Origin of the sequence: Micromonospora sp. NPDC050200 (assembly GCF_040656135.1) — a bacterium.
Classification (GTDB): Bacteria; Actinomycetota; Actinomycetes; order Mycobacteriales; family Micromonosporaceae; genus Micromonospora.
Genome location: NZ_JBFALG010000019.1, coordinates 59,843 through 77,142, shown reverse-complemented (window position 1 = coordinate 77,142; position 17,300 = coordinate 59,843). Strand labels below are relative to the sequence as shown.

At 72.9% G+C, this 17,300-nt stretch carries 14 protein-coding genes and 2 pseudogenes; 10 read left to right on the top strand and 6 right to left on the bottom strand.

Annotation, left to right across the window (positions count from 1 at the left end; all coding sequences use genetic code 11):
• Positions 1-110: 110 nt before the first annotated feature.
• Entirely contained in the window at positions 111-1,334 is a 1,224-nt protein-coding gene (locus AB0I41_RS15425; RefSeq protein ID WP_357107038.1) for an MFS transporter, read from the bottom strand.
• Positions 1,331-2,890: an AMP-binding protein gene (locus AB0I41_RS15420; RefSeq protein ID WP_357107035.1), complete on the bottom strand. Its 1,560-nt coding sequence runs from the start codon at positions 2,888-2,890 to the stop codon at positions 1,331-1,333. Before AB0I41_RS15420 ends, AB0I41_RS15425 begins: the two co-directional genes overlap by 4 nt.
• Positions 2,891-3,247: 357 nt before the next feature.
• On the opposite strand from AB0I41_RS15420, the gene AB0I41_RS15415 reads away from it, so the two are divergent.
• The 7 genes and pseudogenes from AB0I41_RS15415 to araB all read left to right on the top strand — a co-directional run bounded on the left by AB0I41_RS15415 (position 3,248) and on the right by araB (position 11,443).
• The gene (locus AB0I41_RS15415) at positions 3,248-4,531 is read left to right on the top strand and encodes an SGNH/GDSL hydrolase family protein (protein WP_357107135.1); all 1,284 of its coding nucleotides are present in this window, start codon (positions 3,248-3,250) and stop codon (positions 4,529-4,531) included.
• Positions 4,532-4,591: 60 nt separating this feature from the next.
• Positions 4,592-5,809: a cytochrome P450 gene (locus AB0I41_RS15410; RefSeq protein WP_357107031.1), complete on the top strand. Its 1,218-nt coding sequence runs from the start codon at positions 4,592-4,594 to the stop codon at positions 5,807-5,809.
• Positions 5,810-5,818: 9 nt separating this feature from the next.
• A pseudogene (locus AB0I41_RS15405) lies at positions 5,819-6,739 on the top strand (alpha/beta hydrolase); the annotation flags it as partial.
• Positions 6,740-6,905: 166 nt separating this feature from the next.
• Positions 6,906-8,048, top strand: coding sequence for an alpha-hydroxy acid oxidase (locus AB0I41_RS15400; protein WP_357107028.1), 1,143 nt, complete (start codon positions 6,906-6,908; stop codon positions 8,046-8,048).
• A gap of 3 nt (positions 8,049-8,051) precedes the next feature.
• The gene (locus tag AB0I41_RS15395; RefSeq protein ID WP_357107025.1) at positions 8,052-9,371 is read left to right on the top strand and encodes a PLP-dependent aminotransferase family protein; all 1,320 of its coding nucleotides are present in this window, start codon (positions 8,052-8,054) and stop codon (positions 9,369-9,371) included.
• 61 nt (positions 9,372-9,432) lie between these two features.
• Positions 9,433-9,693, top strand: a complete 261-nt coding sequence (locus AB0I41_RS15390; protein WP_357107023.1) for a hypothetical protein — start codon at positions 9,433-9,435, stop codon at positions 9,691-9,693.
• A gap of 88 nt (positions 9,694-9,781) precedes the next feature.
• Positions 9,782-11,443 carry a ribulokinase gene (araB, locus tag AB0I41_RS15385; protein WP_357107021.1) on the top strand — a complete coding sequence of 554 codons (1,662 nt, stop codon included), beginning with the start codon at positions 9,782-9,784 and terminating at the stop codon, positions 11,441-11,443.
• A 142-nt stretch (positions 11,444-11,585) separates the two neighbouring features.
• Here araB and AB0I41_RS15380 read toward each other — a convergent pair whose 3' ends face one another.
• From AB0I41_RS15380 to AB0I41_RS15370, 3 genes and pseudogenes are all read right to left on the bottom strand, one after another.
• Positions 11,586-12,098, bottom strand: a complete 513-nt coding sequence (locus tag AB0I41_RS15380) for a GNAT family N-acetyltransferase (protein WP_357107018.1) — start codon at positions 12,096-12,098, stop codon at positions 11,586-11,588.
• Between the two features lie 297 nt (positions 12,099-12,395).
• Positions 12,396-12,517, bottom strand: a pseudogene (locus tag AB0I41_RS15375) (transposase); the annotation flags it as partial.
• A 436-nt stretch (positions 12,518-12,953) separates the two neighbouring features.
• A complete protein-coding gene (locus AB0I41_RS15370; protein ID WP_357107015.1) occupies positions 12,954-13,379 on the bottom strand; it encodes a hypothetical protein in 426 nt (141 codons plus the stop codon).
• Positions 13,380-13,696: 317 nt separating this feature from the next.
• On the opposite strand from AB0I41_RS15370, the gene AB0I41_RS15365 reads away from it, so the two are divergent.
• From AB0I41_RS15365 to AB0I41_RS15355, 3 genes are all read left to right on the top strand, one after another.
• Positions 13,697-14,908 carry a transcriptional regulator gene (locus AB0I41_RS15365; protein WP_357107012.1) on the top strand — a complete coding sequence of 404 codons (1,212 nt, stop codon included), beginning with the start codon at positions 13,697-13,699 and terminating at the stop codon, positions 14,906-14,908.
• Between the two features lie 177 nt (positions 14,909-15,085).
• Positions 15,086-15,424 carry a hypothetical protein gene (locus AB0I41_RS15360; protein WP_357107132.1) on the top strand — a complete coding sequence of 113 codons (339 nt, stop codon included), beginning with the start codon at positions 15,086-15,088 and terminating at the stop codon, positions 15,422-15,424.
• Positions 15,421-15,729 (top strand): hypothetical protein, encoded by a 309-nt coding sequence (locus AB0I41_RS15355; protein ID WP_357107009.1) that lies wholly within the window; start codon positions 15,421-15,423, stop codon positions 15,727-15,729. The genes AB0I41_RS15360 and AB0I41_RS15355 overlap by 4 nt, the downstream gene beginning before the upstream one ends.
• Before the next feature lie 133 nt (positions 15,730-15,862).
• Here AB0I41_RS15355 and AB0I41_RS15350 read toward each other — a convergent pair whose 3' ends face one another.
• Positions 15,863-17,299 (bottom strand): glycine hydroxymethyltransferase, encoded by a 1,437-nt coding sequence (locus AB0I41_RS15350; RefSeq protein ID WP_357107006.1) that lies wholly within the window; start codon positions 17,297-17,299, stop codon positions 15,863-15,865.
• Between the last annotated feature and the right edge of the window lies 1 nt (position 17,300).

The following is a 17,300-nucleotide window of genomic DNA, read 5'->3' as shown; positions in this document are numbered from 1 at the left end:
GGACGCCGGGCGGCATCAGCCATGCCAATATTTAAATTGTCGGATAGTAGATATGGCAATTACTCTGCGTAAGGCGCTGCGGCTGCCCACCCGCCCGGTTGTCCCGGGGATCAGCCCCGCGCCGGCACCGCCGGCCCGGGTTCCCGGGCACCCGAGCGCAGCCCACCGACGAGCAACGGCGCCACGGTCAGCACCAGACAGGCCGCCGACATGATCCACAGCGCCGGGGCCAACCCGAACGCCGCCGCCGACCAACCGCCCAGCAGCGCGCCGACCGGCAGCCCGATGAAGGCCAGCGAGCCGGAGATGCCGATCACCCGGGTCTGCAACGCCTCCGGCACCCGCTCGTACAGCGCCGCGCCGAGCAGCGGGTTCACCACCGCGATCGCCACCCCGGACAGGAACGTCACGGTGAGCACCACCACCAGCTCGTCGCTGAGCGCGAGCGCCAGCAGCCGGGGCGTGCCGCTGGCCGCCGCGCCCAGCGCGAAGGTCAGCTGCCGTGGCAGCCGTGGCCCGGCGACGGTGAAGAGCACGTTGCCCAGCAGCGCGCCGCCGGAGAAGACGCCCAGCACCAGGCCGAATCCGGCCGGGTCGCCGAACACCTCGGCCACCCACAGCGGGATGTAGACCGCCACGCTGGCGTTGGCGAACATGTTCAGCGCGGAGACCACCACCAGCATGGTCAGCAGCACCCGGTCGGTGCGCAGGTAGCCGAAGCCGCCGCGCAGCGCGCGCAGGTAGCTCTCCCGGGGCGCCGGCTCCGCCGGCGCCGGCGGGCGCACGAGGACGCCGATCAGCAGCGCGCAGACGCCGAAGGTCGCCGCGTCGATCCAGATCGCCCGGGTCACCCCGACCCAGTCGATCAGCAGCCCGCCGAGCACCGCCCCGAACAGGGTCACCCCGCGCACCATCCCGTCGTAGGCGGAGGTGAGGCGGATCAACGGCACCCCGGCGCGCTGCGCGGCCGGGCGGAACATGACGTGCTTGACCCGGTCGCCGATGCCGCGCAGCCCGCCGGCGACCGCGACCAGCGCGACCAGCGCCCCGAACCCCAGCCACGGCGCGAGCGCCACCACCGCCATAGCCACTGCGCTCGCCGCGTCCGCCACGATGGAGGTACGGCGGACCCCGAACCGGTCGGCCCAGGGCGTGGCCAGTGCGCTGGAGAGCATGTACGGCAGGGTCTCCGCCGCCGCCACCAGCCCCATCCTGGTCGGGCTGCCGGTGGTCTCCAGTACCAGCCAGGGGATCGCCACCACCGAGATCCGGCTGCCCAGGTTGGAGATCAGGTCGGCGGCGACCAGGACCCCCAGCTCCCGGCGCGGCTTCACGCCCGGCTGCCGATCCCCGCCCCGCTGACATCCTCCGCCGGTGGGTGCGCGGCGGCGTGGCGGGCCCGCAGGGCGATCTTGTCCACCTTGGCCGAGCGGTTGAGCGGAAGCCGATCGAGGAACTCCACCCCGCCGGGCGCCCAGGTCCCGCTCAGCTCGGCGGTCACCAGGGCGACCAGCTCGTCGCCGGTCACCGTGGCCTCCGGCGCGCGCACCACGTACGCGTACGGCAGCTCACCGGCGACCGGGTCGGGCACGCCGATTACCGCGGCGGCGCGTACCTCGGGGTGGCCGGCGAGGACGTCCTCGATCGGCCGGGAGTAGATCGGCCAGCTGCGCTGCCGGGTGAGGATCCGGTCGGAGAGCCGGTCGACCAGGTGGAGGAAGCCGTCGGTGTCGAGGTGGCCGACGTCGCGGGTGCGGACCCAGCCGTCGACCAGGGTCTCGGCGGTCAGTTCGGGCTGGCCGTGGTAGCCCGCGAAGCTGAGGTCGGTGCGCACCCACACCTCGCCGTCCGCGCCTGCGGGCAGCGCCCGTCCGTCGGCGTCGCGGATCTCGATCGCGACGTCCCCGTACGGCTTCCCGCAGGAGCGCAGCCGCTCCGGGTGGGCCGGGTCGTCCGTCAGGCCGGGCAGGGCGGTGATCACGACGGCCTCGCTGAGGCCGTACACGATGCGCAGGACCGGGCCGAAGCGCGCGATCGCCTGCCGCAGCCGGGCCGGCGCGGCGGGCCCGGCGCCCACGTTGAACATGAACATGGCGGAGAAGTCCGCGCCGTCCAGGGCGGGGTGGTCGAGCACCTCGTAGAGCATCGGCGGGGTGACGAAGGTGGAGTTGATCCCCTCCTGCTCCACGGTGCCGATGAAGGCCGCCGGGTCCCACTGCTGGCGCAGGAAGAGCACGCCGCCGGTGAAGAGGTTGAACAACGTGGTGATCTGCCCGCTGGCGAGCCACATCGGCGAGTGCGACAGGTGCCGCAGCAGGGGGAACCCGGCGGCCCGGAAGTCGGCGGCCAGGGCGAGGATCTGCCGGTAGAAGCTCTCCCGGTGATGCACCAGCTTCGGGGTGCCGGTGGTGCCGCTGGTCTGCAGGAACGACTCCGGCGCGGGCACGCCGGCGGGCAGGTCGACCGGGGCGCCGGGGGTGAGCTCCGCGCCGAGGCGCAGCACCGGCACCCCGGGCAGCGCGGCGGCGATCTCCGCGCCGAGGCCGTCGGTGGCCCGGGCGTCGTGCACGAAGACGTCGGGGCGGGCCAGCCGGACGAACTCGTCGATCTCCCGGCGCGAGGTCACCGGGGCGATCCACATCGTCCGGCAGCCCAGCAGGTGCAGGGCGAGCTGGAGCAGCGGCCCCTCGACCGCGTTGCCGAGCATCACCAGCACCGCGGCACCGGGCCGTACGCCGTGTCCGGCGAGCGCCCCGGCCAGCCCGCGTACCTCGTCGGCCACCTCCGTGTAGCTGAGCCGGCGGCCGTCGCCGACCAGCGCCTCGCGGTCGCCGAACCGGGCGAACAACTCCAGCGCCTGGTGCACGTAGCTCGTCGGTCGATCGGTCATCGCACAGCCCCCAGTCGATGCGTGGCGGCCGGCGCGACGGCCCGGTGGGACGCGCCGCGGCGACCGGCCGACAATGACATCCGGGCAGGTCAGGGCCCGGGACGCGACGGGGTGCGCAGCTGGCGACCGCACCGCCGCCGGTTCCGAGCCTAGGCGCGTCGCGTCCTGAGGGGACAGAGCCGAACGGCGTCCGGGCGCTCCCCTCGGACATTTGATCATGTCGATCGGGTTGATTGACGCCCGTCAGCGCCGGCGGCTAGGTTTCTGGACCATCGTCCGGGCGGTGCCGATCATGGACGCCGACCCCGGGCTGCCAACGATGGAGGTTCCATGTCGACCCCGAAGAGATGGCACGTCATAGCTTCCGCGGCCACCCTGCTGGTCGTGGCCACCCCGGCGGTGGTGGCCAGCGCCGGCCCGTCCGACACCGACACCGCCCGGCACGAGCGGGCCGAGTGGGCGGGCAGCTGGGCCGCGGCGGTCACCCGCGGCAACACCGTCGGCCTGACCAACACCGGTCTCAACAACCAGAGCATCCGGATGATCGTGCACACCAGCGTCGGCGGCGACCGGCTGCGCGTACGACTGACCAACCTCTACGGCGACCAGGCCGTCCAGGTCGGCCACGCGACCGTCGCCCGGCCGAACACCGCGACCCCCGACGACCTGTCCGACATCGACGCGGGCACCCTGCGGGAGCTGACCTTCGCCGGGGCGACCTCGGCCACCATCAACAAGGGCGCCGAGCTGCTCAGCGACCCGCTCGACCTCGCCGTCGAGGAGCAGGAGGACCTCGTCGTCACCCTGCACTTCCCGGTGCTCACCGGGCCGGTCACCTTCCACGGCCAGTCCAAGGTCACCAACTTCATCGGCGCCACCGACCTGACCACCGCGGCCGACGGCGGCGGCTTCACCATCCGGCCCAACTGCTGCTGGATGTTCCTCTCCGGCCTCGACGTCCAGCGGCGGCAGACCCCCGGCTCGATCGTGGTCCTCGGCGACTCGATCGGCGACGGCAACGGCAGCACCGTCAACGCCAACAAGCGCTGGCCGGACCTGCTCGCCGACCGGCTGGTCGACGCCCGGCCCGAGGTGCGCACCCCCGGCGTGCTCAACCTCAGCCTCGCCGGCAACCGGCTCAACCACGAGGGCCCGGAGCCGGGCGCCGGTGGCTTCCCCGGCTACCACGAGCTGGGCCCGAACGCCCTCGCCCGGCTCAACGAGGACGTCTTCCCGCAGACCGGCGTGAAGACCGTTGTCACCCACCTGGGCATCAACGACATCTGGATGTCCAACGACTCCGCCGAGCAGATCATCGCCGCGCTGCGGCAGGTCAACCAGCAGGTCAAGGCGCGCGGCCTGGGCAGCCTGGCGGCCACCCTGACCCCCTACGAGGGGCACGGCAACCCGGGGGTGTGGACGCCGGAGAAGGACGCCACCCGGCAGGCGGTCAACAGCTGGCTGCGCGGCCCGGGCGCCCACGAGTTCGACGGGGTGCTCGACTTCGACGCGGTGCTCCGCGACCCGGCGCAGCCGAGCCGGCTGCTGCCGGCGTACGACTCGGGTGACCACATCCACCCGAACGACGCCGGCAACCAGGCGATGGCGGACGCCGTACCACTACGACTGCTCGGACTGTGACACCGGTGGGGCGGCGGGGTGACCCGCCGCCCCACCGTCCATCCTGGGGAGGACACCACCGTGGACGTCGACGAGATCCTGACCGGCCTCTACAGCGAGCAGGGCCGGCAGCACCCCTATCCGTGGTACGCGGCCCTGCACGAGCACGGACCGATCAGCTCCGTTCCGACCCGTGCCGAGCACAGCACGATCACCGCGGTCGCCGCCGGGTACGACCTGGTCGACCAGGTGCTGCGCGACCCGGAGTGGTACAAGGGCGCTCCGCCCGGCTGGCAGGACCAGGAGATCCTGCGGACGTTCCTGTCCTCGATGATGTTCACCGACCCTCCGGATCACACCCGGATGCGGGCGGTGTTCGCGAAGACCTTCACCCCGCGCCGGCTCGGCGCACTGGAACCGGTGATCCTCCGGGTGGTCGACACCATGCTCGACCGGATCGCCGAGGCCGGCGCCGGCGGGAGCGAGGTCGACTTCGTGGCCGACTTCGCCTACCCGGTGCCGGCGCTGGTGATGGCCGAGTTCATCGGTCTGCCGGAGGCCGACCTGCCCTGGTACCGGCAGCGGGTCGACTGGATCGACGAGTACATGGACGTGGCCGGCAAGACCCCGGACCGCCTCGCCCGGGCCAACCAGGCGGCCGAGGAACTGCGCGGCTACTACCGGGAGCTGATCGCACACCGGCGCCGGCAGCCGGGTCAGGACCTGATCAGCGGGCTGGTCGAGGCACTGGACTCCGGCGACGTGCAGTTGACCGAGGAGGAGCTGATCAGCAATCTGATCGTGCTGTTCAACGCCAGCTTCGTGACCACCGTCTACATGTTCAGCAACGGCCTACCGCTGCTGCTGGCGCACCCGGACGTCGTCGCGGCGCTGCCCGGTGAGGACGACCTGGCCCGCGGTTGCGTCGACGAGGTGCTGCGGATGGAGAGCCCCGTGCACTTCCTGGCCCGGTCCGCGCCCCGGGACACCGTGCTCGGTGGCGTGTCGGTCCGGCAGGGCGAGAACGTCCTGCTGATCATCGCGGCGGCCAACCGCGACCCGGCCCGGTTCCCCGAGCCGGACCGCTTCGACCCGCAGCGGAACGGGCCGCCGTCGCTCGCCTTCGGCGTCGGTCTGCACTTCTGTCTCGGCTCCGCGGTGTCCCGGCTGGAGGGCCGGCTCGCCCTGCCCCGGCTCTTCGCCCGCTTCCCCCGGCTGACGGTCACCCGGACACCGGCCTACAGCGGGAGTCTCTTCCTGCGCGGCATCGACAAACTCTTCGTCTCGACCGGCGGATAGGGAGATGACATGCCCCTCGACCCCCAGGTGGTGGCGTACCGGGCCGCACGAGCGGCGGCCGGCATCCCGCCGCTCTACACCCAGACCCTCGCCGAGGCCCGCGCCGCCGACCTCGCCGCGATCCGCGCCGGCGGCGGCGACGTCGAGCCGGTCCACGAGGTACGCGACAGCCACGTCCCCGGTCCCGCCGGCGACCTTCCGGTACGGATCCACCGGCCAGCCGGCGACGCCCCGCTGCCCACCCTGCTGTATTTCTTCGGCGGCGGCTGGACGCTGGGCAGCGTGGACACCGCCGACGGCATCTGCCGCCGGCTGGCCAACGCCACCGGAGGCCAGGTGATTACGGTCGGCTACCGGCTCGCCCCGGAACACCCGTTCCCGGCCGCCGTGCACGACTGCCACGCCGCCGCCGTGTGGATCGCCGCGCACGCCGAGGAGTTCGGGGCGGACCCGGAGCGTCTCGTCGTCGGCGGCGACAGCGCCGGCGGCAATTTGGCCGCGGCGGTGACCCTGCTGGCCCGCTCGGTGGGCCCCCGGCTCGCCGGGCAGCTGCTGGTCTATCCGAACACCGACCAGCGGGCCGACCGCGCCCCGGCCGGCGACGAGGACCCGCTGCTGTTCAACCGGCACTCCGTCGACTGGTACCGCGGGCACTACCTGGCCGACCCGGCCGACGCGGTGGACCCGCTCGCCTCGCCGCTGCTCGCCGACGACCTTGCCGGCCTCCCGCCGGCGCTGGTCATCACCGCCGAGTACGACCCGCTGCGCGCGGAGGGGGAGCGGTACGCCGAGCGGCTGCGCGAGGCGGGCGTGCCGGTGGAGTCGACCCGCTACGCCGGCATGATCCACGGCTTCTTCGCCATGCCCGGCGTGTTCGACGCCGGCGGGCGGGCGCTCGACCAGGCGGCCACCTTCCTGCGTGAACGCTTCGCGGCGGAGGCGCGGTCGCCCGGCACCCCGGCGGTCGGTGGCGTCTATCCGGCACCGGCCTACGCCGGGCCGCCGACGGCCGACGTCGGGCCGCCATCCGCCGGCGTCGGGCCGCCATCCGCCGCACCACCGGCAACCGACGCCGTGCCGACGGGCAGAGCCGCTGATGGCTGACCCGGCGCTGCCCGACGGGCCGCTGACCGATCCGCTCGCGGAGGCCGGTCCGCCGCCGCCGGCCGGCCTGGCCGACTTCGCCGAGCTGGCCCGGGCGGTCCTGCCGCCCGAGGTGTGGGATTTCGTCGACGGGGGCAGCGGCGCCGAGACCACCCTCGCCGCCAACCGGGCCGCCCTGGACCGGGTGGCGGTGCTGCCCCGGGTGCTCACCGGTGTGGAGAGCCCGCGCACCAGGGGCGCCCTGCTCGGCCGGGAGCACGCGATGCCGGTGGCGGTGGCGCCGATGGCGTACCAGCGGCTGCTGCACCCCGACGGCGAGCCGGCGCTGGCCGCGGCGGCCGCGGCGGCCGGCGTGCCGTACGCGCTCAGCACGTTGAGCAGCACGCCGGTGGAGGAGGTCACCGCCGGTTCGGGCGGGCCGATCTGGTTCCAGCTCTACTGGCTGCGCGACCGGGCGCTGGTCGCCGACCTGCTGGACCGGGCGCACACCGCGGGCTGCGCCGCGCTGATGGTGACCGTCGACGTGCCGGTGCTCGGCCGGCGGCTGCGCGACGTCCGCAACGCCTTCGCGCTGCCCCCGCACGTCGTCGCCGCCAACCTGCCTGGCGGCCGGGACGACCTGGCCCACACCGGCACGCCCGGGGTGTCGGCGATCGCCGCGCACACCGGCGCGGTCTTCGCCCCCGCGCTGAACTGGGCGGACCTCGACTGGCTGCGGCAGCGTACCCCGCTGCCCCTGCTGGTCAAGGGGATCCTCGACCCGCGCGACGCGGTGCGCGCGGCGGAGGTCGGCGCCGACGCCGTGGTGGTCTCCAACCACGGCGGCCGGCAGCTCGACGGTGCGCCCGCCACCGCCACCGTGCTCCCCGAGGTGGTCGCGGCGGTCGACGGCCGGGCCGAGGTGCTGCTCGACAGCGGCGTGCGCAGCGGCACGGACGTGCTGCGGGCGCTCGCCCTCGGCGCCACCGGCGTGCTGGTGGGCCGGCCGATGCTCTGGGCCCTGGCGGCGGGTGGCCGGGCCGGCGCGGAGGCGGCGCTGGCGCTGCTTGCCACCGAGCTGCGCGACGCGCTCACCCTCAGCGGCTGCGCCGACCCCGGGCAGGCCCGGCAGCTGCGAACCACGACGGGAGGCTGAACGGTGGACGAGCCGGTGGACCTGGACCTGGCCGAGCTGCATCCGGCGGTCGACGACCCGGCCCTGAACTCGATGAACTTCCTCAACGAGGTCGCCCAGCGCTGGCCCGAGGCGGTCTCGCTGGCCGCCGGGCGGCCCTACGAGGAGTTCTTCGACGACGACGCGCCGTCCCGGTGGCTGGCGCGGTTCCGCCGGCACCTCGCCGAGGACCTGGGCCAGAGTCCCGAGCAGGCGCGGCGCACGCTGTTCCAGTACGGCCGCACCAAGGGCGTCGTCCACCACCTCGTCGCCCGCAACCTCGCGGTCGACGAGGGCGTCCACGTCGACCCGGAGTCCGTCGTGGTGACCGCCGGCTGCCAGGAGGCGATGTTCCTGGTGCTGCGCGCGCTGCGCGCCGGGCCGGGGGACGTGCTGCTCGCGGTGGCCCCGACGTACGTCGGGCTGACCGGTGCGGCCCGCCTGCTGGACCTGCCGGTCCGCCCGGTGACCGGCGGGCCGGCCGGCGTCGACCTGGCCGACCTGCGCGACCAGGTGCGCCGGGCCCGCGCCGAGGGGCTGAGACCCCGGGCCTGCTACGTGATGCCCGACTTCGCCAACCCCTCCGGGGCCGGCATCACCCTCGACGACCGGCGGCGGCTGCTCGACCTGGCGGCCGAGGAGGAACTGCTGCTGCTCGAGGACAACCCGTACGGCCTCTTCCCGGCCGGCGACCGGGGCCGGCTGCCGACCCTCAAGGCGCTGGACACCCGGCGTCGGGTGGTCTACCTCGGCTCGTTCGCCAAGACGGTGCTGCCCGGCGCGCGGGTCGGCTACGTCGTCGCCGACCAGCGGGTCGCCGGCCCGGACGGCGCCGTCGGGCTCCTCGCCGACCAGCTTGCCAAGATCAAGAGCATGGTCACGGTGAACACCTCGCCGCTGGCCCAGGCGATCATCGGCGGGGCGCTGCTGGAACACGACTGCTCGCTGGTCACCGCCACCGTCCGCCAACGCGCCGCGTACGGCCGTAACCTGCGCCACCTGCTCGCCGGCCTGGCCCGGCGGTTCCCGGCTCCCTCGCCGGTCGGCTGGAACGCACCGGCCGGCGGATTCTTCGTGGTGGTCACCGTGCCGTTCCCGGTCGACGACGCGCTGCTGCGCCGCTCGGCCGAGCGGTACGGCGTGCTGTGGACCCCGATGGCGCACTTCTACGACGACGGCGCACCCGTCAACGCGCTGCGCCTGTCGGTCAGCGCGATCACCCCGGACCAGATCGACCTCGGTCTGGACCGGCTCGCCGCGCTGGTCGCCGACGAGCTCGACCGCGCGCCGCTGCCCACCGGATGACGCCGCACCGTCGTCGATCCGCCACCCCCCGTGCCGCCCGGCTCCCCATCGGACAGCCATAATGGACGCCATGATCGCTTGGGAGTACGCCCTGCTGGTCCGCCGCTACCAGGGACAGGGACGCAATTTCCACGTCTCGTTCGTCTGGTACGGCCCGGACGGGTCGCGCACCGACATCACGGCGTACGGCGACACCGCGATCGCCCACCTCAACCGGGCCGGCCGGGATGGCTGGGAACTGGTCTCCGCCGCCGAGGACGTGAACAACGTGCAGGGCAGCACCGAGGTGCACCGCTACCACCTCAAGCGCCCGCTTCCCTGACCCGCCACCGGCGGTCCATCCCCCGTTGTTGTTAGCGTGACCTCCCGCCCCGGTCGTCCCCGCCGGGGCGACGGGAGGGGGAGCGGTCGTGCAGCGGAACCGACGCCGGTACGCCGTCGGCGCGGACTTCGGCACGCTGTCCGGCCGGGCGGTGGTGGTCGCCGTCGACGACGGCGCCGAGCTCGGCAGCGCGGTGCACGCGTACCGGCACGGGGTGCTCACCGACCGGCTGCCGGACGGTCCGCCGCTGCCGCCGGACTGGGCCCTGCAGGACCCGGTCGACCACCTGGACGTGCTGCGGGTCGCGGTGCCCGCCGCGCTGGCCGCCGCCGGGGTCGACCCGCGCGACGTGGTCGGCATCGGCGTGGACGCCACCTCCTGCACCGTGCTGCCGACGCTCGCCGACGGCACCCCGCTCTGCGCGCTGCCCGCCCTGCGGGACCTGCCGCACGCCTGGCCCAAGCTGTGGAAACACCACGCCGCCCAGCCCCAGGCCGACCGGATCAACGCCCTCGCCCGGGAGCGCGGCGAGCCCTGGCTGGCCCGCTACGGCGGCCGGGTCTCCGCCGAGTGGCAGCTCGCCAAGGCGTTGGAGCTGCTGGAGGCCGACCCGGAGGTCTTCGACACCGCGCAACGGTGGATCGAGGCGGCGGACTGGATCGTCTGGCGGCTCTGCGGCCGGGAGACCCGCAACGTCTCCGCCGCCGGCTTCAAGGGGCTGCGCCAGGACGGCCGCGACCCGTCCCCGGAGTTCCTCGCCGCGCTGCATCCGGCCCTGCCCGCGCTGCTGGCCAAGGTCGACGGGCCGCTCGCCCCGCTGGGCGCCCGGGCGGGGACGCTCACCGCCGAGGCGGCCGGGTGGACCGGCCTGCCGGCGGGGACGCCGGTGGCGGTGGGCGCGATCGACGCGCACGTCACCGCGGCGGCGGCCCGCTGCGTCGCGCCGGGGCGGATGCTCGCCGTGCTCGGCACCTCCACCTGCCTGATCATGAACGCGGACGCCTGCCACGAGGTGCCCGGCGTGTGCGGGGTGGTCGACGGCGGAGTGAGCGCCGGCAGCTGGGGGTACGAGGCCGGGCAGAGCGGGGTGGGCGACATCTTCGCCTGGTACGTCGAGCAGGCGCTGCCCGGCCGGTACGCCGACGAGGCGTGGCGGCGCGGGATCACCCCGTACGAGCTGCTGGACTCGCTCGCCGCCGACCAGCCGGTCGGCGGGCACGGGCTGCTCGCCCTGGACTGGCACAGCGGCAACCGCTCGGTGCTGATGGACCACGAGCTGAGCGGGATACTGGTCGGGCTCACCCTGGCCACCCGGCCGGAGGAGATCTGGCGGGCGCTGCTGGAGGCGACCGCGTACGGCGCGCGCACCGTGGTCGAGACGTTCACCGCCGCCGGCGTGCCGGTGCGCGAGCTGACCGCCGCGGGCGGCCTCACCGCCAACCGGCTCCTGCTGCGGATCTACGCCGGCGTGCTCGGCCGGCCGCTGCACGTGCTGGACGCGGCGCACCCGGCGGCGCTCGGCGCGGCCATCCACGCGGCGGTGGCCGGCGGGGCGTACCCGGACGTGCCGACCGCGTCGGAGGCGATGGGGGCCCCGCACCGCGAGACGTTCCACCCGGACCCGGCGCGCGCTGCCGCCTACGACGAGTTGTACGCCGAGTACCGGGCCCTGCACGACCACTTCGGCCGGGGCGGCACCGACGTCCTGCACCGCCTCCGCGCCCTCCGTAACCGCGCCCTGCGCGGCTGACCCGCCCGACCTCGCCCGCCCCGCTTCGCATTGAGGGGAACGGTGTGTGGGAACCGCTGGGGTCGGCTGCGCCATCATGACCGGCGTCGCGATCGGTGCCGGCCTCGGCGCTGCCTTCGCCGAGGACGGCACCCGGGCATGATCACATGTCGGGCGGGTCTTCGGTGACGGTGTATCGGCGCAGACGGACGGGCCGACCTTCTGGGCTGGTCCAGGTGGCGGTGGTCGTGTGGGTGTGCTGCCAGCCGGTGTGCTCGTAGAGGCTGATGGCGGGGCCTGACCGCTGGTCCTCGACGATCTCCAGGACGAGCTGGAGCCGGTGCTTGATGGCCCATTGGCGGGCGTGGGTGAGGAGTTGGGTCCCGATGTTGTACCCGCGGGCGGCGGGTGCGACGAACAGGCGGCTGACCTCGGCTGCGGGTGCCGAGGCAGGGTCAGTTGCGGAGCAGACGCGGTGAACGGCGACATGGCCGAGGATCGGGCCCCGTTCCGTCTCGGCGACCCATGCGTGTAGGGCGTTGGATGGCGATAACCATTGTTCCGGATCGGCCGGCCAGTTCAGCGGGTAGCGGTCGAGGCGATGGACCTCTGTGAGGACCGCGACGCAGTGTGGCAGGTCAGCCGACGTTCGGTCGCGGATCCTGATGTCTTTCATTGTCAGATTGTCACCCAGGTCCTGACACCGATCTGTCACGCAGGTCCCGAGACCGGACAGCCGGCCGCCGGCGATGTGGACGCTCCTGTTTTCGTCAAGGCTGTTGGGCTACCGCGTTGGCATGCCGCCGTGCGGGCTGTTGACGATCAAATCGGCTGATGCTGGCGCTAGGTAGGGGTGATCTGGGTAGTACTCGATGTGTAGGTGGCCGCCATGCTCGTCAGCTGCCATTGATTCGAGGTTCGACGCGAAGATTGCCAGCGGGGCGGGGGCGCCGGAAATCTGGGTGATGCGCCAGAGGGCGCTGTTAGCGTCGCGGTCGCCACCGCGGTGCAGGCGGTGGCGGTCGGTGCGTCCTGAGCTGGCGGGGATGGGAGCGACGCCGCAGAGGCGGGCAAGGCCGCTCCGGAGTGCAGCCGGTGGGGGTTGTCGCCGGCGGTGACGAGGAGTTGCCCGGCGGTGTCGATACAAGTTCCTGTGCGTCTTCAAGGCGGCCCGCAACGGGCCGCACGCGCCGCCGTCTGGGCGCGCGCCGGCCGCTGCCGCCGTCGCTCTGCGGCCGTCACGCCTGATGCCCGGCAGCTGGCGCGGAGAGCCGGAAGCCCGGTGGGCCGCCGCCGAACGACAGGCCGTTGACGGGTGGGGTGGTGGGCCGGCAGCCGGCCGGGCCTCGCGGCCCGGACCCGCGCGGCGTAGGGGAGGCCACGCCGGCCGCGTCGGCGAGCTGGCGGCGGTCGCGGGGTTGCGGTTACTGCGCCTCCGGCGGGGCGCTCGGGCTCCGAGATGGGATTCCCAAGCTGGCAGTGCAGGTTCGATTCCGGTTACCAGCTTCACGCGAAGGCCCGGACCAGGGCGTTAGTCCCCGTCGAGGCCCCGGTACGTGCCGGGGCTGTCGGCAGCGTCAGCGAATTCGTCAAAGTCCAGATTCGCGATGGTGAGGTTGGCCGAGACGTCCGCGAACCAGCGGGGCGGTACCCGGAAGGTGCGGCCGGGCTCGTGGGCCAGATCGACGGCGAGCAGCGGGCGTTCGACGTCGGTCATCGTGGTTGCATCGGCGAGGAAGAGGTAGATCAGCTTATTTTCGTGGCTCGCGGCGCTGTCCGCGTCGACCAGCTCTCGGAGGCTCAGGCCCGCGTAGTTCGGGTCGCTGACGAAGGTTGCGCTGTCGTGGCCCTCCCAGGTGTGCAAGGCCGTCTTCAGGGCTTCCCACGCAGCGTCGTCGGTGAAGTCCGTACGGAGAACCAGCGACGTGAGGTCGTCGGGCTGAGGTAGAGATTTCACGACGAGGATGCTCCCAGCCCTCCGCCCGGCTGACCACGCTCTGGGGCACACGTGGGGCACAAGACAGCGTGAAACGACGTCAAGTAGCCCTGAACGATGGCAGCCTGAGACGCCGTGCGAGCAGCGTTGCGCGCCGTTCGCGTTGGTGGCGGGACGAGGCAGGCTGACGGTGGGAGCCAAGGCCAATGACGCCGAGGCCGGCACGGGACTCGGTGGGTGGCGTGTGAGGGTTATCAGGCGGCGGATTGGTCGGTAGCGTTGGGCGTGACGGCGGCCGATGGGCCGGTGTTGCATCCCGCGCTACGAGGAGGTTCGGGATGGATTCCCTGCCGGAGTTGACTTTCGGGCAGCGTTTGAAGGTCTACCGCGAGCGGTCGGGTAAGACTCGTGCGGTGCTCGGTGGGCTGGTGGGTCGGAGCGCCGAGTGGGTCAAGGCGGTGGAGACCGATCGGATCCTGCCGCCGCGCGTGCACATGCTGGATCGGATCGCGCGTGCCCTCAAGGTTGACGTGTCCGCCCTGGTCGGGGAGCTGAGCGATCGGTCTGCCGTGGTCAACGGGCCGGAGCATCCGGCACTGGCCTCGGTCCGTGACGCCGTGAACCGCTTCACGCTCTCCAGCGACATCCCCGCCGAGTCGTTGCCCAGCCTCAGGGAGCGACTTGCGGCGGCGTGGCGGGCGCGCCATCAGGCGTCGGACCACCGTACGGTGCTGGGCGGTCTGTTGCCGGATCTGCTGCGGGACGTGCAGCGTGCCGCGTTGGCGTACGAGGGTGTGGAGCGTCGGCAGGCGCATGCCCTGTTGGCCGAGGCGCTGGGGCTCGCGCAGATGTTCGTTGCCTACCAACCCGCTGCCGAACTGCTGTGGCGGGTCGCCGACCGCGCGATGGTGGCGGCGCAGGAGTCCGGAGATCCGGAGGCGGTGGCCTGCGCGGGGTGGTTCCTGTGTCAGGTGCATCGGGACGCCGGGGACTGGGACACCGCGATGGCGGTGACGCTCGACGTTCTGTCGGCTCTGGAATCGCATACGGCCGACGGGAGCACGAACCTGCTCGCGCTGTGGGGTGCGCTGAACTTCGAGGCCGCCTACACCGCCGCTCGTGCGGGCGAGGAGGGACGTGCCTGGCGGTACTGGGACCGTGCGGACCGGGTGGCGCAGCGCCTACCGCACGGCTTCTACCAGCCGCAGACGTCGTTTTCCCAGGTCATCATGGGCGCACACGCGGTGACCGTGGCCGTGGAGTTGCAGAAGTCCGGCGAGGCGGTGCGACAGGCACGCCGTCATGACGCGGCCGCGATCCCATCGAGGCCGCGCCGGGCACGTCACCTTATCGAGGTCGCTCGGGCGCACTACGGCAAGGACGACAAGGAGGCGACCATGGTGACCCTTCGGCGGGCGTACGAGTCGGCTCCGGAGACGATCCGCTTCAACGGCTACGCCCGCCAGATCACTTTGGACCTGCTCGACGGTCCGCGTTCCACCCGCGACGACGCCCGCGACCTCGCGGTGAAAGTCGGCCTCGTCTCGTGATCTAGGGGTACGGACCTTACCCGTTGCGCACCCTGGCCGTACGTAGCGTCACCCTCAGGGGATGCGGCGGGCGGTGCGGGTATCGCCTGGTCGCCGCGTCCCTCTCAGCTTCGGGGGCGCAGAGGCCGCCCTCGTGATGGACGAGGGAGGGCACATGCGGCGCGTTTCGTACGACGAATACCTCTCCGCTACCGCACTGACCCTCGCCCGGCGGCACCGGCCGGTTTGGTCTTGGCGGCACTGGCGGCGTATCTGCCGCTGTGGAAGCGATCTGCCCTGCCGTGCCCGGCACCGGATTCCGATCAATCGTGGCCACTGGCCGAGCGAGGGAGAGCAGTGAATGACGGACGGGAGCGCACCATCATCGCGGTTCATGTCCGGGGGCTCGATGGCATGTGCGCCGGCTGCCGCGCATGGTGGTCGCGGCTGACTCCGTACCCGTGCTGGCAGGTGGATTGGGCGACCAGCCGGCAGGCCCGGACGATCACCGCCCGGTTCCTTGGCGGTGTGCGGTGACCACCCACGGCCCGGTCATGCCGATCTGGAGCTGCGGAGGCTGCGACCTGCCCTGGCCCTGCCCGACGCGGAAGCGGGAGCTGCGGGCCGAGTATGCCGACGCACCAGTGTCGCTGGCCCTCTACCTCGGCTCCTACCTCGTCCAGGCCGCCGAAGACATGCCCTGGACGCCGGCCGGCGTGCTGCACCGCCGATTCCTCGGCTGGACCAGGGTGACCGACCGGTCGATGCCAGCAGTCCAGCGGCGAAGTACAGCAACCGTGCCAGCCATACCGGGCCGAGACGAGCCTCAGCAGGCCGGATGACCTCGGACGACACCCGATCCGACCGGCTCGCCGAGAGTTCCGGACGAGAGGGTCCCGATCACCGGCGGACGCGGGGGTGCCGGGCGGAGCGGCGGTGGGCCGGCGCGCGCCGCGCCGGCCCACGTACGCCAGGTCAGCCCAGGTCGACGGCGGGGTAGAGGGGGAAGCCGGTCAGCAGCTCGCTGGCCTGCTTGCCGATCTTGTCGGCCAGCGCCGGGTCGAGGACGTACTTGGCCTTCGACGGGGTGCCGTCGGCGTTGGCGCCCGGCTTCGTCTGGGCGAGCACGGTGTGGATCAGCTCGGCGGTCTGGTCCATCTCCGCCGTGCCGAGGCCCCGGGTGGTCAGCGCGGGGGTGCCGATCCGGATGCCCGAGGTGTACCAGGCGCCGTTCGGGTCCTGCGGGACCGAGTTGCGGTTGGTGACGATGCCCGAGTCGAGCAGCGCCTGCTCGGCCTGCCGGCCGGTCAGCCCGTAGCCGGAGACGTCGAGCAGCACCAGGTGGTTGTCGGTGCCGCCGGTGACCAGCTTCGTACCCCGGCGCAGCAGGCCCTCGGCGAGCGCCTGGGCGTTGTCGACGATCCGCTGGGCGTAGTCGGCGAAGTCGGGGCGGCGGGCCTCGGCCAGGGCGACGGCCTTGGCGGCCATCACGTGCGGCAGCGGACCGCCGAGCACCATCGGGCAGCCCCGGTCCACCTGGTCGGCCAGCTCCGGGCCGCAGAGCACCATGCCGCCGCGCGGCCCGCGCAGCGACTTGTGGGTGGTGGTGGTGACGATGTGCGCGTGCGGCACCGGGTCGAAGTCGCCGGTGAAGACCTTGCCCGCGACCAGGCCGGCGAAGTGCGCCATGTCGACCATGAAGGTGGCGCCGACCGAGTCGGCGATCTCCCGCATGATCCGGAAGTTGACCTTCCGCGGGTACGCCGAGTAGCCGGCGACCAGGATCAGCGGCTTGAACTCCCGGGCCGCCTCGGCGACCTGGTCGTAGTCGATCAGGCCAGTGGCCGGGTCGGTGCCGTAGCTGCGCTGGTCGAACATCTTGCCGGAGATGTTCGGCCGGAAGCCGTGGGTGAGATGGCCGCCGGCGTCCAGCGACATGCCGAGCATCCGCTGGTTGCCCAGCTCCCGGCGCAGCGCGAACCAGTCCGCCTCGGTGAGGTCGTTGACCTGGCGTACCTGGGCCTTCTTCAGGGCCGGCGACTCCACCCGGTCGGCCAGGATCGCCCAGAAGGCGACCAGGTTGGCGTCGATGCCGGAGTGCGGCTGCACGTACGCGTGCGTCGCGCCGAACAGCTCCCGGGCGTGCTCGGCGGCGAGCGCCTCGACGGTGTCCACATTCTGGCAGCCGGCGTAGAAGCGGCGGCCGATGGTGCCCTCGGCGTACTTGTCGCTGAACCAGTTGCCCATGGCCAGCAGGGTGGCCGGGGAGGCGTAGTTCTCGCTGGCGATGAGCTTGAGCGACTCGCGCTGATCGGCCAGCTCGGCGCCGATGGCGTCGGCCACCCGGGGCTCGACGGCGCGGATCACCTCGAGCGCGCTACGGAATGCGGTGGATTCGGCGTTCAGCGACATG